Source organism: Saccharopolyspora sp. NPDC002686 (genome assembly GCF_040295745.1).
In the GTDB taxonomy this organism is placed as follows: Bacteria; Actinomycetota; Actinomycetes; order Mycobacteriales; family Pseudonocardiaceae; genus Saccharopolyspora; species Saccharopolyspora oryzae.
This window is the reverse complement of record NZ_JBEOVY010000012.1, coordinates 25,631-46,857: the sequence shown is the minus strand read 5'-3', so window position 1 is coordinate 46,857 and position 21,227 is coordinate 25,631. Positions and strand designations below refer to the sequence as shown.

The 21,227-nt window shown below is 68.9% G+C and carries 18 protein-coding genes, 2 tRNA genes and 1 pseudogene; 5 read left to right on the top strand and 16 right to left on the bottom strand.

What is annotated here, in order from left to right; genetic code table 11:
• Nucleotides 1–163: 163 nt before the first annotated feature.
• Both ABTZ89_RS03310 and ABTZ89_RS03305 read right to left on the bottom strand, forming a co-directional pair.
• Nucleotides 164–319, bottom strand: a complete 156-nt coding sequence (locus tag ABTZ89_RS03310) for a hypothetical protein (protein WP_270952017.1) — start codon at nt 317–319, stop codon at nt 164–166.
• Nucleotides 319–1,140 carry a class E sortase gene (locus ABTZ89_RS03305; protein WP_351039516.1) on the bottom strand — a complete coding sequence of 274 codons (822 nt, stop codon included), beginning with the start codon at nt 1,138–1,140 and terminating at the stop codon, nt 319–321. The genes ABTZ89_RS03310 and ABTZ89_RS03305 overlap by 1 nt, the downstream gene beginning before the upstream one ends.
• Nucleotides 1,141–1,336: 196 nt before the next feature.
• On the opposite strand from ABTZ89_RS03305, the gene crgA reads away from it, so the two are divergent.
• Both crgA and ABTZ89_RS03295 read left to right on the top strand, forming a co-directional pair.
• Nucleotides 1,337–1,603, top strand: a complete 267-nt coding sequence (crgA, locus tag ABTZ89_RS03300; protein ID WP_270952019.1) for a cell division protein CrgA — start codon at nt 1,337–1,339, stop codon at nt 1,601–1,603.
• 161 nt (nt 1,604–1,764) lie between these two features.
• Nucleotides 1,765–2,172, top strand: a complete 408-nt coding sequence (locus ABTZ89_RS03295) for a PH domain-containing protein (RefSeq protein WP_351039512.1) — start codon at nt 1,765–1,767, stop codon at nt 2,170–2,172.
• A 63-nt stretch (nt 2,173–2,235) separates the two neighbouring features.
• On the opposite strand, the gene ABTZ89_RS03290 is transcribed toward ABTZ89_RS03295, so the two are convergent.
• Both ABTZ89_RS03290 and ABTZ89_RS03285 read right to left on the bottom strand, forming a co-directional pair.
• Nucleotides 2,236–3,165 carry a rhomboid family intramembrane serine protease gene (locus ABTZ89_RS03290; RefSeq protein WP_270952022.1) on the bottom strand — a complete coding sequence of 310 codons (930 nt, stop codon included), beginning with the start codon at nt 3,163–3,165 and terminating at the stop codon, nt 2,236–2,238.
• A gap of 34 nt (nt 3,166–3,199) precedes the next feature.
• Entirely contained in the window at nt 3,200–3,748 is a 549-nt protein-coding gene (locus ABTZ89_RS03285; protein ID WP_270952023.1) for a peptidylprolyl isomerase, read from the bottom strand.
• Between the two features lie 103 nt (nt 3,749–3,851).
• Here ABTZ89_RS03285 and ABTZ89_RS03280 point away from each other — a divergent pair, with 103 nt between their 5' ends.
• Together ABTZ89_RS03280 and ABTZ89_RS03275 are read left to right on the top strand one after the other, a co-directional pair.
• Nucleotides 3,852–4,421, top strand: a complete 570-nt coding sequence (locus tag ABTZ89_RS03280; protein ID WP_270952024.1) for a BAR domain-containing protein — start codon at nt 3,852–3,854, stop codon at nt 4,419–4,421.
• Between the two features lie 118 nt (nt 4,422–4,539).
• A complete protein-coding gene (locus ABTZ89_RS03275) occupies nt 4,540–5,034 on the top strand; it encodes an SRPBCC family protein (RefSeq protein ID WP_351039507.1) in 495 nt (164 codons plus the stop codon).
• 7 nt (nt 5,035–5,041) lie between these two features.
• Here the strand turns inward: ABTZ89_RS03275 and ABTZ89_RS03270 are convergent, their stop codons facing one another.
• From ABTZ89_RS03270 to dnaA, 12 genes and pseudogenes are all read right to left on the bottom strand, one after another.
• A complete protein-coding gene (locus tag ABTZ89_RS03270; protein WP_351039504.1) occupies nt 5,042–6,289 on the bottom strand; it encodes an MFS transporter in 1,248 nt (415 codons plus the stop codon).
• Nucleotides 6,290–6,697: 408 nt separating this feature from the next.
• Nucleotides 6,698–6,770: transfer RNA gene (locus ABTZ89_RS03265), tRNA-Ala, on the bottom strand.
• 110 nt (nt 6,771–6,880) lie between these two features.
• Nucleotides 6,881–6,988: pseudogene (locus ABTZ89_RS03260) on the bottom strand (DLW-39 family protein); the annotation flags it as partial.
• A gap of 66 nt (nt 6,989–7,054) precedes the next feature.
• Nucleotides 7,055–7,128: transfer RNA gene (locus tag ABTZ89_RS03255), tRNA-Ile, on the bottom strand.
• Between the two features lie 115 nt (nt 7,129–7,243).
• The gene (locus ABTZ89_RS03250) at nt 7,244–8,011 is read right to left on the bottom strand and encodes a DUF3566 domain-containing protein (protein ID WP_270951505.1); all 768 of its coding nucleotides are present in this window, start codon (nt 8,009–8,011) and stop codon (nt 7,244–7,246) included.
• A gap of 51 nt (nt 8,012–8,062) precedes the next feature.
• Complete coding sequence (gene gyrA, locus ABTZ89_RS03245; protein ID WP_351039500.1) at nt 8,063–10,558, bottom strand: DNA gyrase subunit A; 2,496 nt, start codon at nt 10,556–10,558, stop codon at nt 8,063–8,065.
• Between the two features lie 50 nt (nt 10,559–10,608).
• Nucleotides 10,609–12,582: a DNA topoisomerase (ATP-hydrolyzing) subunit B gene (gene gyrB, locus ABTZ89_RS03240; RefSeq protein ID WP_351039497.1), complete on the bottom strand. Its 1,974-nt coding sequence runs from the start codon at nt 12,580–12,582 to the stop codon at nt 10,609–10,611.
• Nucleotides 12,583–13,020: 438 nt separating this feature from the next.
• Nucleotides 13,021–13,569: a DciA family protein gene (locus ABTZ89_RS03235; RefSeq protein ID WP_270951507.1), complete on the bottom strand. Its 549-nt coding sequence runs from the start codon at nt 13,567–13,569 to the stop codon at nt 13,021–13,023.
• 91 nt (nt 13,570–13,660) lie between these two features.
• Nucleotides 13,661–14,836 carry a DNA replication/repair protein RecF gene (gene recF / locus ABTZ89_RS03230; protein WP_270951502.1) on the bottom strand — a complete coding sequence of 392 codons (1,176 nt, stop codon included), beginning with the start codon at nt 14,834–14,836 and terminating at the stop codon, nt 13,661–13,663.
• 251 nt (nt 14,837–15,087) lie between these two features.
• On the bottom strand, nt 15,088–15,981 hold the full coding sequence (gene gnd, locus ABTZ89_RS03225) for a phosphogluconate dehydrogenase (NAD(+)-dependent, decarboxylating) (protein ID WP_270951501.1): 894 nt from the start codon (nt 15,979–15,981) through the stop codon (nt 15,088–15,090).
• Nucleotides 15,982–16,150: 169 nt separating this feature from the next.
• A complete protein-coding gene (dnaN, locus tag ABTZ89_RS03220; protein WP_270951500.1) occupies nt 16,151–17,275 on the bottom strand; it encodes a DNA polymerase III subunit beta in 1,125 nt (374 codons plus the stop codon).
• Nucleotides 17,276–18,647: 1,372 nt separating this feature from the next.
• Complete coding sequence (gene dnaA, locus ABTZ89_RS03215; protein ID WP_270951499.1) at nt 18,648–20,432, bottom strand: chromosomal replication initiator protein DnaA; 1,785 nt, start codon at nt 20,430–20,432, stop codon at nt 18,648–18,650.
• 643 nt (nt 20,433–21,075) lie between these two features.
• Between dnaA and rpmH the strand changes: the two genes are divergently transcribed.
• Complete coding sequence (gene rpmH, locus ABTZ89_RS03210; protein ID WP_270951498.1) at nt 21,076–21,219, top strand: 50S ribosomal protein L34; 144 nt, start codon at nt 21,076–21,078, stop codon at nt 21,217–21,219.
• The last annotated feature ends 8 nt before the right edge of the window (nt 21,220–21,227 follow it).

Genomic DNA, 21,227 nt, shown 5'->3' with positions numbered 1-21,227 from the left:
CACCCCCGCAGCTTGCACCGCCGCGGGTTCTCAGCGTTCGCCTGGCGAGGACGGCCCGACTGCCGTGTATTGGCATACATAAAGTCGGGCACCCGCAGACCAGGCGGGCGCTGAGGTTCCGCTACTTGCACCGCCACGCAAAACGAGTGCTTCAGACAGGCGCCTACTGCGTGGTCACGTCGTTGAACGGCAGCAGCGGGTCGATCCACGGGAACACCACGAACAGCAGCAGCGCGACGGCCGCGACCACCAGCAGCAGGGCCTGCACCGCCTTCGCGGCAGTGCCGCCGGGCAGGTGCCGCCAGATCCACCCGTACATCAGCGTTCCTCCAGCTCAGCGGGCCGCAGCTCCGGGTGCGCCGGGTCCTTCGGGTACTCCGTGGTGAGCACGCCGTGCACGATCAGCCGCTGCTCGGCGGAGAACTCCGGGTGGCAGGTGGTCAGCGTGATCAGCCTGGTGCGCTGGTCCGGGGGCAGCAGGTCGACCGGCTGGCCGGGAACCGGGTGGATCACCTCGCCCTGCGTCGGCAGCACGATGCGCCGGCCGTGCACCTGCTCGTACGGCCCGCCGATCGGCGCCACGCCCTGGCAGCGCTGGTCACCGCCGTGCCCGTTCCACCCGGCGACCTCGTCGGCCATCGGCAGCACCCGGTAGACGTACCAGCGGGTCGCGGTCTCCACCACGATCGGATCGCACGAGTCGAGCTTGTCCAGGTCGTTGAACGGGGCGCCCTTGCCGATCCGGTGCCCGGCCACCGCGAAGTTGCCCTGCTCGCCGGGCCAGGCGGTGCCGACGTAGTGGCCCGGACCGGCGGAGAGCGTCTCGCCGTCGGTGCCTTCCAGCACCGCGAACCGGAAGTCCGGCCCGAACTCCGGCAGGTACAGCTGGGCGAAGCCCTCACCGGTGCTGGGCGGCGGTGGCGGCGCGGCCGGTGCCGGCTGCTCCCACCGGGTCTGCAGCTGGTCGGTGGCCTCGGCCTGCTTGCGGGCGGTGGACCAGTCGGTCACGTAGACCGCGTAGAACACGAAGAGCAGCAGCACCAGGCCCGCGGTGATCAGCAGCTCGCCGACCACGCGCAGCGCGGAGCGGACGCGTCGACGATCCGGCGGCGGGGCCTCCGGGTGCTCGGGGGATGCCACGGTTGCGCTCTCCGTCACGGCTCGTTCGCGGGGTCCGGGTGGTCTCCGGGCAAAATGATCACGGCCGGGCTCTAGATCGGCTCTGTGATTACGTTAACGTGGTACCTGGAACAACGAGCCGATCCGCAGCTGGTTTCGCGGGTCTGCCACGCCCGAGCACGCGGCTCCCGCGGCCGCACCACCTGGCGAGGACACCATGCCCAAGTCCAAGGTCCGCAAGAAGGACTCACCCACCCCGGTGACCGATCGCCGCACGCCGGTGAAGGCGAAGGCGCTCGGCCCATCACACCCCATCTACGTCGCAGTGATGCTGGGGATGATGATCATCGGGCTGCTGTGGCTGGTGGTCAACTACATCGCGGGCGAGAAGATCCCGTTCATGACCGACCTCGGCGGCTGGAACTTCGCCGTCGGGTTCGCCTTCATGATCGTCGGCCTGCTGATGACGATGCGTTGGCGCTGACCCACCGCAGCGATTCGCGTGGAGGCCCGGAGGGCGCAATCCCTTCGGGCCTCACTCATCCCGATGGCGGATTGACTCCGGGTCGTCGAACGACATGGGTGTAACTCATCCCCAGTGGGGATAACTCCTGTGGATAACTCATCGGTAGCGGGTGGATAACGGTGGACGAGGCGAACGAATCGCAGCAGTGGGCCACCCCGGTGGGACTGGTGGTGGTCGGCTGGGTGCTCACCGCAGCGGCCGTCACCTGGTGGTTCGCCACCGAGTCCCCGGTGGACGGCCTGTTCGTCGGCGTCCTGGTGCTCGCCCTCGCCGCTGCCTCCGCGCACGCCACCATCTGCCGCCCGCGCCTGAGCGCGAACCGCGACGGCGTCACCATCCGGAGCCTGCGCGGCCGACGGCACTGGCCTTGGCCGGCCGTGGCGATCAGGGTCCGCGAGCACCACCGCTTCGGCCGCGAGGTGCAGTCCCTCGAGCTCGACGCGGACGTCCTGGTCATCCTGACGCGCCTGGACCTGGGCGCGGACCCGCAGGACGTCGCCGACGCCCTGCGCACCTGGCGGAGCTGAGCAGGAATCAGCCCCGGCGCAGTCGTAGCCGGGGCTGATCGAAGTCCTTGCTACTACTCGCTATTACGATCCGAGCACTCCGCAGCGCGCCTGCGAACCGGAGCCGAAGCACACCAGGTTGCCGAACTGCGCGTCCCGCGTGACCAGCACGGCGACCAGCACCACCAGCAGCGCGGCCAGCGCACCGGCCTGGATCAGCGCCTGCCGGTTCCGGGGCGCGTAGACCAGCGCACCGGTCGCGAGCACGCCGAGCACCAGCCCACCGAGGTGGCCGAGCAGCGAGATCCCGGGGATCACCACGCTGGCGGCGATGTTCAGCCCGATGACCAGCAGCACCGGCCGCAGGCTCACCTTCAGCCGCAGCGCGGCGATGGCGATCCCGCCCATCAGCCCGTACACGGCGCCGGACGCGCCAGCCACCGGGGCGATCTCCTCGCCGAACAGGAACACTGCGGCGCCGCCGCCGAGCAGCGACAGCACGTACACCGCGGCGAACCGCCAGCGCCCGAGCAACAGCTCCAGGTCACGGCCGATCACCCACAGGGCGATCATGTTCATCGCCAGGTGCAGCAGCCCGATGTGCAGGAACCCGGAGGTCACCAGCCGGTACCACTGCCCGCCTGCGACCAGGATCGGCCACAGCGCGAACTCGTCGAAGAGCGGCGCCGTGAAGTTCGCGCCGATGCTGCCGGCCTGGATCGCGGTGATCGCGAAGACCACCACGTTGACCGCGATCAGCAGCGGCACCAGGATCGGCTTGTCGGACAGCTTGGCACCGGCGACCGTCACGGCCTGCCGCTGCCCGCGCTGCCCCTCCGCGACGCAGTCCACGCAGTGCTGGCCGACGGAGGCGTCGCGCAGGCATTCCGGGCACGCCGGACGCTCGCACCGGGTGCAGCGCAGCCCGGTGGGGCGGTCCGGGTGCCGGACGCAAGTCGGCAGCTGCGGCGGCGCTCCGTCCGCCCCTGGCTGGGATCCGGGCGGAACAGTCACGTGTGGGACCTGCTCCCTGCTCGGTTGGCGGGTCTCAACCGCGCTCGATCGAGACCTTCTCGATGATGATGTCGTTGACCGGGCGGTCGCCCTGTCCGGTCGCAGTCGTCGCGATCGTGTCGACCACGTCGCGGGACGCCTGGTCGGCGACCTCGCCGAAGATGGTGTGCTTGTAGTTCAACCAGCTGGTCGCAGCCACCGTGATGAAGAACTGCGAACCGTTGGTGCCGGGCCCGGCGTTGGCCATGGCCAGCAGGTACGGGCGGTCGAACTGCAGGGTCGGGTGGAACTCGTCGCCGAACTTGTAGCCCGGGCCACCGCGGCCGGTGCCGGTCGGGTCACCGGTCTGGGCCATGAAGCCCTCGATGACGCGGTGGAAGATCACGCCGTCGTAGAACGGGCCGGACTTCTCGCCCTTCGCGTTCGGCTCGGTGTATTCCTGGGTGCCTTCGGCAAGACCGACGAAGTTCTTCACGGTCTTGGGCGCCTGGTCGGGGAACAGGTTGATCCGGATGTCTCCCTGCGAGGTGTGCAGGGTCGCGGTCACCGTCGTCCCAACGAGCGATCCATTGTCTTCAGCCACCCGACCATCCTGCCATCGAACAGGCCGATACCGGTTTCTGGGTGCAATATGGGCCACGACGCGGCCCAGAAGTCGACCGGTGAAAGCCCGGCCCAGGAGGCAGATGATGGACGAGGTGAAGGCGATGGCCCGAGCTGGCGAGAGCGTGGGCAAGGCGGTGGGGACCGGTATCAAGTCCGCCCGTCGCGGCGCGAAACGTGCGAGCGAGGTGGGCGTGGCGTTCTCCAAGCACGCCGCCACGCTGGCCGAGCAGGAACTCGCCAACCGGGGCATTTCGACCGACGAGCTGCAGGAGAAGATCGCGCAGCGCACCACCGGGATGTCCCGCAAGGAGCTCTCCAAGCGCAGTCGCAAGGCGCGCAAGCAGTGGGAGAAGAAGGCCGCCGAGTCCCGCAAGCAGCTCGCCAAGAACACGGTGGCGGCCCGCAAGGAGCTGGCCGAGCGGATCAGCCCGAAGCCGAAGCGCCGCAAGTGGCCTTGGGTCCTGCTGATCCTGGGCGGTCTGGCCGCGGCAGCCGCGGTCGCGTTCTCCCGCCGCCCGGAAGAGCTCCCCGTGGCTTCCGCGGAGAGCGACTTCTCCCGGCGCGACACCCCGGCCCGCCACCGCGCGGACCACTACGAGGTGCCGTCCCAGTCCGACCACCAGCACCCCGCGGCTGAGCGCTCCCACTGAGGTAGATCACCCGAACGCGTGAAGGGCATCTTCGACCGGCCAGGTCGAAGATGCCCTTCACTTTGGGGTGGTCCGCATCACAGAGTGGGAGACCGGTTCGCGGGGCGAGGATGCTGACATGACTGAACCGACGAGTTTCGATTTGCACGCCACCGCCGAGGTGGCCGCGACCGCGGACGTGGTGTACCGGGTCGCCAGCGACATCACGCGCATGGGCGAGTGGAGCCCGGAGTGCACCGGCGGCGAGTGGACGACCGGAGAACCGGGTGCGGTCGGCGCCCACTTCAAGGGGCACAACCGGTTCCGCGACGACACCTGGACCACCGAGTGCGAGGTGGTCGCGGCCGAGCCGGGGCGCCGGTTCGCCTGGGCGGTGCTCGCCCAGCCCGACCCCTCGGAGAACCCGGTGTGGTCCTTCGAGATCGAGCCGACCGCCGACGGCTGCCGGCTGACCCAGCGCTTCGTGATGACGTCCCCGCCGAGTCGGCTGCTGGCGATCCGGGACAGCCTGCCGCCGGAGAAGGCCGCGACGTTCCTGGAGTTCCGCCGCGGCCGCCTCCAGGAGGCCATGCAGCAGACGGTGGACCGGATCAAGGCAGCCGTCGAGGGCTGAGCCGCAGCTAGGCGTGCTGGGAGTTGTCGGCGTTGAGCTCCTGCTCCTGCACGACCCCGGGTTTCCCGACCATCGCGGCCCCGACAGCTCCCAGCGCGCCGACCGCGGCGAAGGCGTAGAAGCCCCACGGGTAGGCGATGCCCGCCGTGAGCATCGCGCCGCCGAGCAGCGGACCGCAGATCGCACCGATGCGCCCGATCCCGGCGGACCAGCCGAGCCCGGTGGCCCGGTTCGCCGCCGGGTACACGCGGCCGATGTAGGCGTACACGAGCACCTGCGAGCTGAACACGAAGCAGCCGGCGATCAGCACCGCGACGTACACGCCGATGCCGGGCAGCTTGATGCTCAGTGCGGCCAGGAACACCGCGGAGGCGGCGAACCAGGCGATCGTCGACGGCCGCGGCCCGATCCGGTCGGCGACCGCACCGGCGACCAGCAGCCCGATCACCGCACCGATGTTCAGCGTCAGCAACAACCCCAGCGCGGCTCCGAGCGGGTACCCGGCGGACTTCATGATCTGCGGCAACCAGGTGTTGAGCCCGTAGACGAGCAGCAACCCCATGAAGGACGTGACCCAGAAGGCGATGGTGGCCCGGCCGAGCCCACCGCGGAACAGCGAAGCAACGGCCTCTGCCCCACCGCGCGAACCGCGTTCGGCCTTGACCTGCTCGAAGGACTCCGATTCGGGCAGGTACCGGAGCATCAGCGGCACGAGCACCAGCGCGGGCGCGGCCCCGATGACGAACATCGCCCGCCACCCCAGGCCGGGCAGAACCGCGATCCCGAGCAGCGCGGTCAACACGGCCCCGACGTGGTACCCGGTCATGATCGACGTGGTGGCGCTACCGCTCTTCCCGGCCCGAGCGTGCTCGGTGACCAGCGCGATCGCGGTCGGCAAACACCCACCAAGACCCAACCCGGCGAGGAACCGCAGCACCCCGAAGACGAACACCGAAGGCGCCACAGCGCACAGCGCGGTCAGCAGGGAAAAGCTGGTCACGGCGAAGATCAAGGCCTTGCGCCGCCCGATGACATCGGTAACGGTCCCGATCGCCAACGCCCCGATGGTCATCCCGACCAACCCGACGGTCGAAACGACGGAAGCACTAGCAGGAGTCAACCCCCACTGCTGCGTCTCGAGCAGCACGGGCAGCACGGACCCGAGCACAACGAGGTCGAACCCGTCCAGCAGAACGGCGGTCCAGCACAACCCGAGCGCCCAACCCCCACGCCCGCCAAACCCAACCCCACCCATAAAACCTCCCTGCAAAGCTGCAAAAACCAACCCCAACAGCAGAAGCAAGGATGCTCACCCAACAACCCCCAAACCCCACCAAACCCCCTTCCACCCAGCGAAAACCCAACCAAGACCCCGAAAACCCGAGAAGGAGGAGGAAAAACGAGCAGCAAAACGCCGAACCCGAGCAAGCTCGAGGTGCGAACAGCCATAACTCAAGGGGCAAGAGACGCGGGCGGAGCACCGAGCCGCAAGCCCCCGGAGGGCTGGTGGGTGAGCAGGCCCGGAAGGCTCCCCACCGCAAGGAGCAGATACAAAAAAGACCCCCGCACCGTAGGGGGGCTTGGGGGGAGTCGCTTCCCCCAAAATAATGACGAGAAGTTCAGGCCAACGCCTTCCGTTGGCACACCTCGCCCAAACTTCGAGTGGAGACGAGGGGAATCGAACCCCTAACCCCCGCCTTGCAAAGGCGGTGCTCTGCCAATTGAGCTACGTCCCCTGGTCGTCGCCGCTCCGGGTCAGCTGACCGGTGGGGCTGGCGACGAGAACAGCCCGGCGCGGCGAACCGGACCGGGCTGGTTCAAGAACTTCGCCGGAGGATCAGGCCTCGGCGGTGGCCTCGCGCCACAGGTCGGCCTCGGCCTTGGCGGCACGGTTGCGCCGGACGACGAACAGGACGACTCCAGCAACTGCGGCGAGTGCGAGCAGCTTCTTCACTTCCGGTCGCCTCCTTGCACGCGGCGCTCGGGCCCGTGACGTCTCGGGTATTGAAAGGGTTACCAGTGGGCCTAGAAGGACTTGAACCTTCGACCTCTTCGTTATCAGCGAAGCGCTCTAACCGCCTGAGCTATAGGCCCTTGTTGTGATTCAAAGACTACAGGACGCCTTCCGGCGTCTGAACGGGGGGGTGGCTTCTGGGCCGGAGGACGTGGCGATTCCGGCCTGCTGGACCGGAATCGCCACGTCAGCGGCTCACTCCCGCTCGGACAGGGTGATCTCGACGCCGCCGGCGAAGTCGGCGGCCACGTTGTAGATGAACGCGGCCACCGTCGCCAGCGCGGTCACCAGCACGATGTTGATCGCGCCGATGATCGATGCGACCCCGAACACCCTGGCGGCGCTGATCAACGGCTCGGCGGCCGCGTCGTCGGGCTGGGTCAGCTCGCTGAAGGTGCCGTTGAGCTGCTCCCACACGCCCATGCCGTCGAGCACGCCGTAGAGCACCGCCACCGCGATCATCCAGACGAAGAACAGCGCCACGCTGAGCACCAGCGCGAGCTTCAGCACCGACCACGGGTCGACCCGCTTGACCTGCAGGCTGGCCCGGCGCGGTCCCCGGCTGGGGCGTCGCGCCGACGGGGTCGACGCGTTGCGCGCGCTGCTCCCGGACCCGGCGCCGGCCCCGGTGAACGACACCGTGGTCCGGGCCGACTGCGGCACCTTGGTGCGCACGGTCTCCTGGTCCGCGAACTGCTTCGGGATGGTCTGCGTGTCGTCGACGTCCGGCACCGGGGTGCCCGGGGTGGAATCGGTGCCTTCCGCCCCGGACGCCGACGCCGACGCGCGCTGCCACGGCGGCGGCGTTTCCGTGCCGTTCAGCTCCTCACCGCTGGCGGCCTCCGCGGCCGCCGAGCCGGATTCGGTGTCCGCCTCGGCGGTGCTGTCGACTGTCTGCGTGCTGACCGAAGCCTGGTCCGCGTCCTGCGGGCCCGAGGACTCCGGCTTCTCGGAAGATGTCACGAGCGATCCTTCGGTGATCGTCGGCGGTGTGCGGCGTGGTCTCCCACAGTGTTACTTCTGCTGCTCCGGCCCCGCAGCGTCCGGGTCGACGGCTTCGTCGGCGTTGCGCGCGATGGCCACCAACGCGGAACCCTCGTCGAGGTTCATCAGACGAACCCCCTTCGTCTGCCTGCCGGCCTTGCGCACCTCCTTGGCGGTGGTGCGGATGACCCCACCGCTCGAGGTGATCGCGTAGAGCTCGTCGTCGAGTTCGACGATGAGCGCCCCCACCAGCCTGCCACGCTTGTTGTCGTGCTGGAGAGTCAGCACACCCTTTCCGCCGCGGCCCTGCACCGGGTAGTCGTCGATCTGGGTGCGCTTGGCGTAGCCCCGATCGGTGGCGACCAGCACGTACCGGTCCTCGCGCACGACGCCCATGGCCAGCAGCTCGTCGCCGTCGTTGAACCGCATGCCCAGCACACCCGAGGTGGCGCGGCCCATCGGGCGCAGCGCGTCGTCGGTGGCGTGGAACCGGATCGACTGGCCTTCGGCGGATACCAGCAGCAGGTCGTCGTCGGAGGAGCACAGCACCGCGCCGACCAGCTCGTCGTCCTCCTTCAGGTTGACGCCGATGAGACCACCCGATCGGTTGGAATCGAAATCGGTCAGCCTGGACTTCTTGACGAGCCCCTTCTTGGTGGCCAGCACCAGGTACGGGGCCGCGGTGTAGTCCTTGATCTGCATGACCTGGGCGATCTGCTCGTCCGGCTGGAACGCCAGCAGGTTCGCCACGTGCTGGCCGCGGGCCGTGCGGTTGGCCTCCGGCAGCTCGTAGGCCTTCGCCCGGTAGACCCGGCCCTTGTTGGTGAAGAACAGGATCCAGTCGTGGGTCGAGCAGACGAAGAAGTGCGACACGATGTCGTCCTGCTTCAGCGCCGCCCCCTGCACGCCCTTGCCGCCGCGCTTCTGCGCCCGGTACAGGTCGGTGCGGGTCCGCTTCGCGTACCCGGTGCGGGTGATGGTGACGACCACGTCCTCTTCGGCGATGAGGTCTTCCATGGAGACCTCGCCCTCGAACGGGACGATCTTGGTGCGCCGGTCCTCGCCGTACTTGTCGACGATCTCCATCAGCTCGTCGCGGATGATCTGCCGCTGGCGCTCGGGCTTGGCGAGGATGTCCTTGAGGTCCTCGATCTCCCGCTCGATCTCGGCCAGCTGGTCGATGATCTTCTGGCGCTCCAGGGCGGCCAGGCGGCGCAGCTGCATCTCCAGGATCGCGTTGGCCTGGATCTCGTCGACGTCGAGCAGCTCGATCAGGCCGGTGCGCGCGTCGTCCACCGTGGGCGAGCGCCGGATCAGGGCGATGACCTCGTCCAGCATGTCCAGCGCCTTGACCAGACCGCGCAGGATGTGGGCGCGCTCCTCGGCCTTCTTCAGCCGGTACTTGGTGCGCCGGACGATGACCTCGACCTGGTGCTTGACGTAGTACCGGATCGTCTGGTCGAGCCGCAGCGTGCGCGGCACGCCGTCGACCAGGGCCAGCATGTTGACGCCGAAGGTCGTCTGCAGCTGGGTGTGCTTGTAGAGGTTGTTCAGCACCACCTTCGGGATCGCGTCGCGCTTGAGCGTGACGACGATCCGCATGCCGCGGCGGCTGTTGGACTCGTCGGCGATGTCCGAGATGCCGGTGATCTTGCCTTCCCGGTGCATCGAGGCGATGTTCTCGATGAGGTTGTCCGGGTTGACCTGGTAGGGCAGCTCGGTGACGACCAGCGTGGTGCGCCCCTTGCTGTCCTCCTCGATGGTGACGACGGCCCGCATCTTGATGGAGCCGCGGCCGGTGCGGTAGGCGTCCGCGATGGCGTTGGTGCCCAGGATCTGGGCGTGGGTCGGGAAGTCCGGCCCCTTGATCCGCGCCATCAGGGCCTCGAGCAGCTGCTCGTCGTCGGCCTCGGGGTTCTCCAGCGCCCAGACGACGCCGTCGGCGACCTCGCGCAGGTTGTGCGGCGGGATGTTGGTCGCCATTCCGACCGCGATCCCGCCACCGCCGTTGACCAGCAGGTTCGGGAACCGCGACGGCAGCACGTCGGGCTCCTGGGTGCGCCCGTCGTAGTTGTCGGAGAAGTCGACGGTGTCCTCTTCGATGTCGGCGAGCATGTGCATCGCCAACGGGGCCAGCCGCGACTCGGTGTACCGCATGGCCGCGGCCGGGTCGTTGCCGGGCGAACCGAAGTTGCCCTGCCCGTCGATCAGCGGGTGGCGCATCGACCACGGCTGGGCCAGGCGGACCAGGGTGTCGTAGATCGCCGAGTCGCCGTGCGGGTGGTAGTTGCCCATCACGTCGCCGACGACGCGGGAGCACTTCACGTACCCGCGGTCCGGGCGGAAGCCCGAGTCGTACATCGCGTACAGCACGCGCCGGTGCACCGGCTTGAGCCCGTCGCGCACGTCCGGGAGGGCGCGCGCGACGATGACGCTCATCGCGTAGTTGATGTAGGAGTTCTGCATCTCCTGCTGGAGTTCGACCGGTTCGATCCGGCCGTGTTCCGGCGGCAGGATTTCCGTCATGCTCGTCCCTTGCTATTCGGAGAGTTCGGTGGTTGGCCTGCGCGTCGGCGTCACACGTCGAGGAAGCCGGCGTCCTTGGCGTTGCGGGTGATGAACGAGCGCCGGGCTTCGACGTCCTCGCCCATCAGCACGCTGAACAGCTCGTCCGCGGTCGCCGCGTCGTCCAGCGAGACCTGCAGCAGCAGCCGGGTCTCCGGGTTCATCGTGGTGTCCCACAGCTCGTCGGCGTTCATCTCGCCGAGACCCTTGTAGCGCTGGATGCCGTCGTCCTTCGGCAGCTTGCGGCCGGCGGCGGCACCTGCCTCGAGCAGCGCGTCGCGCTCGCGGTCGCTGTAGGCGTACTCCGGCTCCGAGCGCGGCCACTTGATCTTGTACAGCGGCGGCTGCGCCAGGAAGACGTGGCCGTTCTCGATCAGCGGGCGCATGAAGCGGAACAGCAGGGTGAGCAGCAGGGTCCGGATGTGCTGGCCGTCGACGTCGGCGTCGGCCATCAGCACGATCTTGTGGTACCGCAGCTTGGACAGGTCGAACTCGTCGTGGATGCCGGTGCCCAGCGCGGTGATGATCGCCTGGACCTCGTTGTTCTTGAGGACCTTGTCGATCCGCGACTTCTCCACGTTGATGATCTTGCCGCGCAGCGGCAGGATCGCCTGGAAGCGCGACTCGCGGCCTTCCTTGGCCGAGCCACCCGCGGAGTCGCCCTCCACGATGTAGAGCTCGCACTCCTCCGGGCTGTTGGACTGGCAGTCCTTCAGCTTGCCCGGCAGGCCGCCGATGTCCATCGCGCTCTTGCGGCGCACCAGCTCCTTGGCCTTGCGCGCGGCCATCCGCGCCTGCGCCGAGGAGACCGCCTTGTTGACGATGACCTTGGCCTCGGCCGGGTTGCGCTCGAACCAGTCGGTCAGCCACTCGAACGCGGTGGTCTGCACGAACGACTTGACCTCGGTGTTGCCCAGCTTGGTCTTGGTCTGGCCCTCGAACTGCGGCTCGCGGACCTTCACCGACACGATCGCGGCCAAGCCCTCGCGGACGTCGTCACCGGTGAGGTTGCCGTCCTTCTCCTTGATGAGCTTCTTGTCCCGCGCGTAGGCGTTGACCACGCGGGTCAGCGCGGAGCGGAAGCCCTCCTCGTGGGTGCCGCCCTCGTGCGTGTTGATGGTGTTCGCGAAGGTGTAGACCGACTGGTTGTAGCCGGAGTTCCACTGCATCGCGATCTCGAGCTCGTGCCCGTTCCCGGACGCGGTGAAGGCCACCACCTTCTTGTGGATCGGCTCCTTGGTGGCGTTGATGTGCCGGACGAAGTCCTCCAGACCGCCCGGGTAGTGGAAGGTCCGCTCCTTGGCGCGGGCGGTGGTGCCGCTGGCGTCCTCGCCTGCCGCGTCCTCCTCCTCGACCCGCTCGTCGCGCAGGATGATGGTCAGGCCCTTGTTCAGGAAGGCCATCTCCTGCAGGCGGCGCGAGATCGTCTCGGCGTTGTACCGGGTGGTCTCGAAGATGTTCGGGTCGGCCCAGAAGGTGATGCTGGTGCCGGACTTGTCGGTCTTCTCCCCGCGCTCGATCTCCGAGACGGGCTTGGAGTCCTCGTAGCGCTGCCGCCACACGGTGCCGCCGGTGTGGATCTCCGCTTCCAGCGCGGTGGACAACGCGTTGACCACCGAGACGCCGACGCCGTGCAGACCACCGGAGACCGCGTACGCGTCGCTGTCGAACTTGCCGCCCGCGTGCAGCACGGTCAGCACGACTTCCAGGGTCGGCTTCTTCTCCACCGGGTGGATGTCGACCGGGATTCCTCGGCCGTCGTCGACCACGCGCACACCGCCGTCGGGGAGCAAGGTCACCTCGACGGTGGTCGCGTACCCGGCCATCGCCTCGTCGACCGAGTTGTCCACGACCTCCCACACCAGGTGGTGCAGACCGCGTTCACCGGTCGAACCGATGTACATGCCCGGACGCTTGCGGACGGCCTCAAGGCCCTCAAGAACGGTGATGGACGAAGCGTTGTATTCGCTCTTCTTCGGTGCCACGGGCCTCGATTTCTCCTTGAGCCGACTGTGCTGTCAGGGTGATCGGTCGATGCCGGTTCGAACGCGCCACGTCCCGCACCGCTGACCACTTCGGGGCGACTCTCGTCTGCTGGCGCCGCACCGGCCGGTCGGCCGGTTCCGCGCACCACACCGATGCGCTGTCTGGTGGACGCCTCGGCCACACCCGGTTTGATTCTACTGGTCTCCCCGGACAGAAGTGGGGCAAGGACACCCCTGACTTGCTCACAGAGCGAAGAACTCGAATCAATCCACCATCCGAGAGCCGCGAGCGGCGCCTGTGGGATCTCGGCGGCGATCGGCCGCCCGTCCGGCCGCTCCGGCGCTGGGGCCCGCTCCCCGCCCCCGGCGATCGCGCCGGAACCGGGCGTCGCCACCGCCCCAGCAGCGCGATCACCTGCACCTCCGGCGCTGACCGGATCAACCGTAGGTGTCTCGCGGGCCGCGGCCGGGGACGTGCCGCGGGCCGTGTCGCCAGCTGGGCGCCGCCGGTCCCTGCACCTTGATGCGGCGGACCACGTCGCGGCCGACTCCGTCGCTGATCCGCTTCAGGATCTGCCGCTGCAGCAGCCGCAGCTGGGTGGCCCAGGCGGTGGACTGGGCTTGGACGGTGAGCTCGCCGTCCTTGAGCGCCACCGGTTTGGTGTGCTCGGCGACGTCGGCGCCGACCAGCGAGGACCACTTCGCGAACACTTGGCCCCCGGAGAGGTGCTCGGTCCAGCCGTGCTCGGAGGCGATGCGGGCCGCCAGCCGACCCAGCGGCTGCGGATCCCGATCGTCCGGACCGGGCCCCGACCAGCCACGACGTCGACGCGGGCGGATCTTGCCGCCCTTCTTCTTGAGCGCCTTGCGGCGGGCCGCGGACTGCTCGCGGGCAGCCTGCAACGCGGCACGCGCCAGATCGGGGCCACTCAACCCGGGACCATCCCCGGCTCCGGCGGCCTCGCCCGGTGGCGTCGAGTTATCCACACCATCCACAGAGTTATCCCCAGGTGTGGGTAGATCCGTGGACCGAGTGGTGTCCTCGGTCACGCTGGGTGCACCGGCAGATCGCGCGCGGTCACTGGACACGTCGCACCTCGCCTTCGCGGACGTCGTATCGCACGCCGGCGAGCTCCGGCGGCACGTCCTCGGCGACCGCCGCGGTCACCAGCACCTGCTCGGCCCCGGCGACCAGCTCGGCCAGCCGGGACCGCCGGCGCCGGTCCAGTTCGGCGAAGACGTCGTCCAGGATCAGCACCGGTTCGGCGCCATCCTCGGTGAGCAGGTGGTAGGAAGCCAGCCGCAACGCCAGTACGAAGGACCACGATTCGCCGTGGCTGGCGTAGCCCTTGGCGGGCAGCTCGCCGAGCAGCAGCTCCAGGTCGTCGCGGTGCGGACCGACCAGCGACACGCCGCGCTCGATCTCCTGCGGCCGGACCCGCGCCAGCTCCTCCAGCAGCGCGGCCTCCAGCACCTCGACGTCGGCTTCCTTGCCCATCGGCTCGCCGTAGCCCTCGGGCAGCGAGGCGCCGAGGCTGCTGCGGTAGCGCAGGGAAGCGACCCGGCTCGACGGCATGGTGGCCTCGTCGGTCGCAGCGACGTTGGCGTAAGCGCTGGTCACGTGGGGTGCGATGGCAGCGACGAGGTCCAACCGACCGGCCAGCAGCTCCGCGCCGTAGCGCGCCAGGTGCCCGTCCCAGACCTCCAGCGTCCGCAGATCCGCTTTGGCCCCGCCGCGCTTCGCAGCCCCCGCGGACTTCAGCAGCGCGCTGCGCTGCTTGAGCACCCGCTCGTAGTCGGAGCGCACGCCCGCGAACCGCGGCGCGCGGGAGACCAGCAGCTCGTCGAGGAACCGGCGGCGTTCGCCCGGGTCGCCGCGGACGATCGACAGGTCTTCCGGCGCGAACAGCACGGTGCGCAGGATCCCCAGCACGTCGCGGGGCTTGGCGGCAGCGCCGCGGTTGATCCGGGCGCGGTTGGCCTTGCCCGGCGTGATCTCCAGTTCGACCAGCAGCTCGCGACCGCCGTTGACCACCGCAGCGCGCACCACCGCGCGCCCCGCACCCTCGCGGACCAGCGGCGCATCGCTGGCGACGCGGTGCGAACCGAGGGTGGCGACGTAGCCGACGGCCTCGACCAGGTTCGTCTTGCCCTGCCCGTTGGACCCGACGAGCGCGGTGATCCCCGGCTCCAGGGCCAGGTCGGCGTGCGGCCAGGACCGGAAGTCGGTCACCTGCAAATGACGGACGTACACGACGATCCAACTTAGTGGTCGGCCGATCCAGCCCGAGACCGATTCACGTTCTCCGGTTGGTTCGGTGGGGTGGAGCGAACGGCCTGTCCGCCACGCTCTACGAGGTGAACGGTCCGTTCGCAACGCAGCACCGGGCCGCGGGATGTGAGGTGAACAGGCCGTTCGCTCCCTCAAGAGGGGTGAACGGTCCGTTCGCCCGAACTCCGGTGTTGGGTCGATTTGTCGACAAAGCGACCCAACACCGGGTGTGCTCAGCTCTCCGAGTCGGACTTCTGGACGGCGTGGCCGCCGAACTGGTTGCGCAGCGCCGAGACCGCCTTCATGGCGGGCGAGTCCTCCTGGCGGGAGGCGAAGCGGGCGAACAGCGACGCGGTGATCACCGGGGTCGGGACCGCGTTGTTGATCGACTCCTCGACCGTCCAGCGCCCCTCGCCGGAGTCGTTGACGTACCCGCGCAGCTCGGTCAGCTCCGGGTCCTCGTCCAGCGCCCGGACCAGCAGGTCCAGCAGCCAGGAGCGGACCACGGTGCCGCGGCTCCACGCCTTGATCGTCTCGGGCACGTTGGTGACCACGTCCGAGGCGGACAGCAGCTCGAAGCCCTCGGCGTAGGCCTGCATCAGGCCGTACTCGATGCCGTTGTGCACCATCTTCGCGTAGTGCCCGGCACCGACCGGGCCGGCGTGCGCGAAGCCCTCCTCGCGCGGACCCTCCGGACGCAGCGCGTCGAAGATCGGCATGGCGCGCTCGATGTCCTCGGCGTCGCCACCGGCCATCAGGCCGTAGCCGTTCTTGGCGCCCCAAACACCGCCGGACACACCGACGTCGGCGTACTTGATCCCGTTCTCGGCGAGCAGCGCGGCGTTGGCCTGGTCGTCGGTGAACTTCGAGTTGCCGCCCTCGATCACCAGGTCACCGGCGGACAGCAGCCCGGCCAGCTCCTCGACGGTCTGACGGGTCGGGTCGCCGTGCGGAACCATGATCCACACGATCCGCGGGCCGGTCAGCTTCTGCACCAGCTCCGCGACCGAGGCGACGTCGCTGACGTCGGGATTGCGGTCGTAACCGACGACGTCGTGACCAGCGGCGCGCAGCCGCTCACGCATGTTGAAACCCATTCGGCCGAGACCGACAAGTCCGAGTTGCACCGGATCTCCTCTGCGAGCTGTGTTTCCACTGGGTTGGTCGGCGCGCGAGGTGGGACCGCACCAGCTGAATCGATCTGACCGGAGCCTAACCGCCGACGGCGCAGGCCCCGGCCGGACCGGGCTTCGGATGTGATCCAGCCCCATCGGCGGGGCTGCGGGAGTGCTGAGATCAGCCCGGGAGGCGGACTGGCATCAGCAAGTAGAGGTAGCCCTCCGCCACGTTGCCATCCTCGTCGACCGGCTTGATGAGCGCCGGGCGGTTGGAGGTCGTGAACTGCAGCTGGGCGCGCTCGGTCTTCATCGCACCGAGGCCGTCGAGCAGGTAGGCCGGGTTGAACGCGATGGTCAGCGGCTCACCGGCGAGCTCCACCGCGAGCTCTTCCTCGGCGCTTCCCTCGTCGTCGCCACCAGCGGTCAGGCGCAGCACGCGGTCGGAGAACTCCAGGCGCACCTGGGTGCCGCGCTCCGCGACCAGCGACACGCGCTTGATGGCCTCGATCAGCGGGCCGACGTGGATGTTGGCCGTCACCGCGCTCTCGGCGGGCAGCAGCTGGCGGTACTTCGGGAACTCCGCGTCCAGCAGTCGCGTGGTGTTGCGGCGCTTGGTGCCGGACAGGCCGAGCAGTCCGTCACCGGAGGCCAGCGAGATCTCGACCTTGCTCGCGCCGGCGCCGAGGGTCTTCGCCGAGTCGGCCAGCGTCTTGGCCGGGACCAGCACCGCGGTGTCCTCGATGGTGGTGCCCGGCTCCCAGGTGATCTCGCGCATCGCCAGCCGGAACCGGTCGGTGGCGACCATGGTCAGCTTGTCGGCGTTGATCTCCATCCGGATGCCGGTGAGCATCGGCAGCGTCTCGTCCTTGCCCGCCGCGACCGCGACCTGGCCGACCGCCTCGCCGAACAGGTCGGTGGGCACCGAGCCGGCGTGCTCCGGCATCGCGGGCAGCTCGGGGTAGTCCTCGACCGGCATGGTCGGCAGGCTGAACTTGGAGCTGCCGCAGGTGATGGTGACGCGCGAGCCGTCGACGGTGAGCTCCACCGGACGCGCCGGCAGCGCCTTGGTGATGTCGGCCAGCAGCCGCCCGGAGACCAGCGTCTTGCCGCTGGCGTCGATCGAGGCGTCGATGGTGACCTGTGCGGAGACCTCGTAGTCGAAGCCGGAGATGGTCAGCGCCTCCCCGGAGCTCGCATCGAGCAGAACCCCGCCCAGCACCGGAACCGGTGGCCGCGACGGAAGGCTGCGCGCGACCCAAGCGACGGCGTCGGCGAGACCGTCACGTTCCACGCGGATCTTCATGGGTGTCCTTTCGGTTTCAGCCATGCGCAGGCTGCCGAGAACTGTGTCCGAGCTCCAGAGCTCATTACGGGTCGTGGTGCTCCGGCCCCGCCGCACGGGGTGGAGCGGTCCCCGCACGGACGCCCCGGGAGGCACCGGACCGCCTGACCCTCAGCCAGGGCAACGGCGCGAAGTTCGCCGGGACTGCCTCCGCGGGAGTTCCACCGTAGAGCGTGCGCCGCGATCTCCGCATCCGGGTCCGAGCAGTTCGTCGGCCCGCCCAGGCCCGTCGAGCGGAGTTGTCCACTTATCCACCGGCCCTTACTTCTCTTTTCTTTTTTCTTTTAGAAGAACAAATGAGAGCAGTAGTAGTAAGGGCTGTGAGTTGTGGGGACAAGTGCTGTTTGGGCTGGTCGGGTGGCGTGGCCGGATGTGGATGAGCACGGGATGTAACCGGGGACTACGACGACCGGGTGGTGGACAACTTCGACCCTCCCCCAGTTAGTCCACAGCTGTCCCCAGTTGTCCACACCTCCATCCACAGTTGGACCCCCCGGTTGTACCCACCCCCTGTGGTTTTCGGCGGTTCCACCGGTCAGGTTGTGGGCAAACCTGTGAGAGGTCTGTGGTCAACCCCCGCCCGGGCTGTGGGCAGACGGCGACAACCTGTGCACAGCTTGTGGATGGTTTGGGGAAAACTCCAGGTCGCGCCTGGGGATTCAGGAGATGTGGACAGCTCGGCCCTCCGTGGACTTTTCTGTTGACCAGGTGAGGCCAAGCCCACCCCGCCTCCCAGAAAAGTCAGCGCCCGCAACGCCTTCCGCGTGCGCGGAGCGCGCTCGACCAAGCGCGGAACGTGCTTATTTCCGCCCGGGATGCCCTCCGATCCCCGTGCCGGAGTGCCGTCGGGGCCTCCGGAGCCGTCGGTGAGCGGTCGAAGTTTTCTGTCGGAGGGGGTGTTTCGGGGTCAGGTGCCCCAGCAGAAAGGTTCGCGCGCTCGTCGGCGGGCTCCCGCCGCCGCCCAGATTGGCCCGCGGACCATCGCGGCGGCCGAGGAACGGCGCTCCGCTGCGCGTCCGATCGGCGCTCGGCCTACCCCGGGCACCCGCGCGTCGAGGCGGGATCTTTCTGCTGGAGGGGGTGTCTCACGCGAGGGTGGTCAGGCAGAAAAGATGCGCGATGCGGGCCGAGGGTCAGCACACCGGAGGGCTGGAGATCGCCCGGCAGCGGCCGACGCGGAAATCGGCCCTGAGAAGCCGTCTGGCGCCATCAACTCCGCCACCGCAGGGTCGATGCGGCACGGGGAGAGCGGCGAAGAGGTCGTGCGCGGATTTGCGGAGCCGGATGATCCGGGCGGGTCCGCAGCGCGAACCAGCCGACGAGCAGCCAAGTCCTACCGGGACTGCTGCTTGATCCGGGCGGTCAGCTCCTGAACGTGCTCGTAGACGCGGCGCCGCTCGGCCATCTCCTTGCGGATCTTCTTGTCCGCGTACATCACCGTGGTGTGGTCGCGGCCGCCGAAGTACTGGCCGATCTTGGGCAGCGAGGAGTCGGTCAGCTCGCGGCACAGGTACATCGCGATCTGCCGCGCCTGGGCCAGCGCCTTCGTCTTGCCCGGACCGCACAGGTCGTCCATCGTCACGCCGAAGTAGTCGGCGGTGACCGCCATGATCGTCGGCGCGGTGATCTCCGGGGTCTGCGAGTCCGGGATGAGGTCGCGCAGCACGATCTCGGCGAGCTGCAGGTCGACCGGCTGCCGGTTCAGCGACGCGAACGCCGTGACCCGGATCAGCGCGCCTTCCAGCTCGCGGATGTTGCGCTCGATGCGGGACGCGATGAACTCGAGCACGTCGGCCGGCGCGTTCATCCGGTCCTGCGCGGCCTTCTTCCGCAGGATCGCGATGCGGGTCTCCAGCTCGGGCGGCTGGATGTCGGTGATCAGACCCCACTCGAAGCGGGTGCGCAGCCGGTCCTCCAGCGTGCGCAGCCCCTTCGGCGGCCGGTCGGAGGACACCACGATCTGCTTGTTCGAGTTGTGCAGCGTGTTGAAGGTGTGGAAGAACTCCTCCTGGGTTCCTTCCTTGCCCTCCAAGAACTGGATGTCGTCGACCAGCAGCACGTCGACGTCGCGGTACCGCCGCTGGAACGCGACCTGGCGGTCGTCCCGCAGCGAGTTGATGAAGTCGTTGGTGAATTCCTCGGTCGAGACGTAGCGAACCCGCATCCCGGGGAACAGGCGCTGGGTGTAGTGCCCGACCGCGTGCAGCAGGTGCGTCTTGCCGAGACCGGACTCGCCCCAGATGAACAGCGGGTTGTACGCGCGGGCCGGCGCTTCGGCGGCAGCCACCGCGGCGGCGTGCGCGAACCGGTTCGACGAGCCGATGACGAACGTGTCGAAGGTGTACTTCGCGTTCAGCCTGGTCTGCGAGGTCGGCGGCGCGTGCTTCGGCGCGGTGAACGGCTGGCCCGGCTGGGGCTCGGCCGTCGGTTGCCCGCCGCGGCCGAAGGTCGGCCAGTTCTCGCCGCCGGTCTCCTCCGACTCGGGTTCCTCGGGTTCCGGCTCGGGCTCTTCGGCCTCGACCTCGGACTCCAGCGGCTGCGGGATCTCGCCGCCCGGCCACTTGAACTCGGCGGTCGGGAAGTCGATCTCGGGTGCCTGCGCGGGCTCGGGAGCGGCGTGCCGACCCGGCGCGTCCCCGCTGGGGACGACCGGGATCGAGCCGGTGTGCGCGGTGTTGCCGAAGCTCTCCGGCGGCCGGAAGCTCTCGGCCGCGGTGAAGTTCTCCGGGGCGCGTCCCAAACCGGGCGTGGAGAAGTAAGGAGCCGCGGTCGCGGGCTGCTCGCCGGTGGAGCTGCGGTTGCCGGTCCACTGCTCGGTCGGAGCGGGCGCGGCGACCGGTCGGGTCGGCGCCGGGACCGCGGTGTCCACCTTCACCGCCAGCGACACGTCCCGGCCGAGGCGGCGGGACAGGGCGTCGGTGATGGGATCGCGCAGCGCGCGCTCGATGGCTTCCTTGGCGAAGTCGCTCGGCGCGGCGAGCAGCGCAGTCCCGTCCAGCAGTCCGATCGGGCGGGTCACGCGCATCCACGCGCGCTGCTGGGGAGACAGGGTGCCGGAGGACAGCTCCTGCACCACCTCGCTCCAAACTCGTACGAGATCGGCCTGGTGGTCGGACACCGCCTTGCTCCCCTCCCCTCGTTCACGCAGCCCCAGGTCGTTGTCCCGAGGGCTGTTCCCAGAGTGCTCGGGCGCGGCGATATCACGCCGACGGCGGGGCCGAACTCCGGGGATCACCTGCACGGGTTAGATCTCCACAGAGTTGTCCACAACTTGTGTATGAAGGTACGGCAGTCCGCCGCGGTGTTCCCCCCTGGGGCCGTCGTACCCCTGCGACCGAGGTCGGAACGCCTCCGAGGCCGGTCTCCCACCTGCCGGCCGCGCATCGCAGAGGGGCAACCTAACAAGCTCGTGCAGCGGTTCACAAGCAAGTCCCGGAGGTTCCACCAAGATCGGGGTGTGGCAGCCTGTTCCCGGACCGGCCGCGCCCGCACCGCCGCCTGGAGTCGCCTCGGGGAGGCGATTCGGCGGCTTAGACCCACCCCGGTAGTGCGGCCCCGGAAGTCACTGCGTACCCTCGTACAGTCCCCGCTTTCCTGAGCGGGCATGTCACTGCGCCGGGAAATCGGCGTCGTGCGCCGCTCGGTACCGCCGATCTTCGCACGAATTGGCGACCGAGGCTCGGGAACGAACCCAGGGACACCTTGACCGAACCGTGGTTCACCGTGGCCATCGGTGCCTGTAGTAACCGGGAGATCCGACCGTGAGCAAGGGCAAGCGCACTTTCCAGCCGAACAACCGCCGTCGTGCACGGAAGCACGGCTTCCGGCTGCGCATGCGCACTCGCGCCGGCCGGGCCATCGTGGCCTCGCGCCGTCGCCAGGGCCGCGCGCGTCTTTCTGCCTGATCGCGTCC

What these genes read in the sequence shown, in the direction of transcription:
- ABTZ89_RS03310 (WP_270952017.1), bottom strand. Translation starts at nt 319, where the DNA reads ATGTACGGGTGGATCTGGCGGCACCTGCCCGGCGGCACTGCCGCGAAG.
- crgA (WP_270952019.1), top strand. Translation starts at nt 1,337, where the DNA reads ATGCCCAAGTCCAAGGTCCGCAAGAAGGACTCACCCACCCCGGTGACC.
- ABTZ89_RS03280 (WP_270952024.1), top strand. Translation starts at nt 3,852, where the DNA reads ATGATGGACGAGGTGAAGGCGATGGCCCGAGCTGGCGAGAGCGTGGGC.
- ABTZ89_RS03275 (WP_351039507.1), top strand. Translation starts at nt 4,540, where the DNA reads ATGACTGAACCGACGAGTTTCGATTTGCACGCCACCGCCGAGGTGGCC.
- ABTZ89_RS03270 (WP_351039504.1), bottom strand. Translation starts at nt 6,289, where the DNA reads ATGGGTGGGGTTGGGTTTGGCGGGCGTGGGGGTTGGGCGCTCGGGTTG.
- gyrA (WP_351039500.1), bottom strand. Translation starts at nt 10,558, where the DNA reads ATGACGGAAATCCTGCCGCCGGAACACGGCCGGATCGAACCGGTCGAA.
- dnaN (WP_270951500.1), bottom strand. Translation starts at nt 17,275, where the DNA reads ATGAAGATCCGCGTGGAACGTGACGGTCTCGCCGACGCCGTCGCTTGG.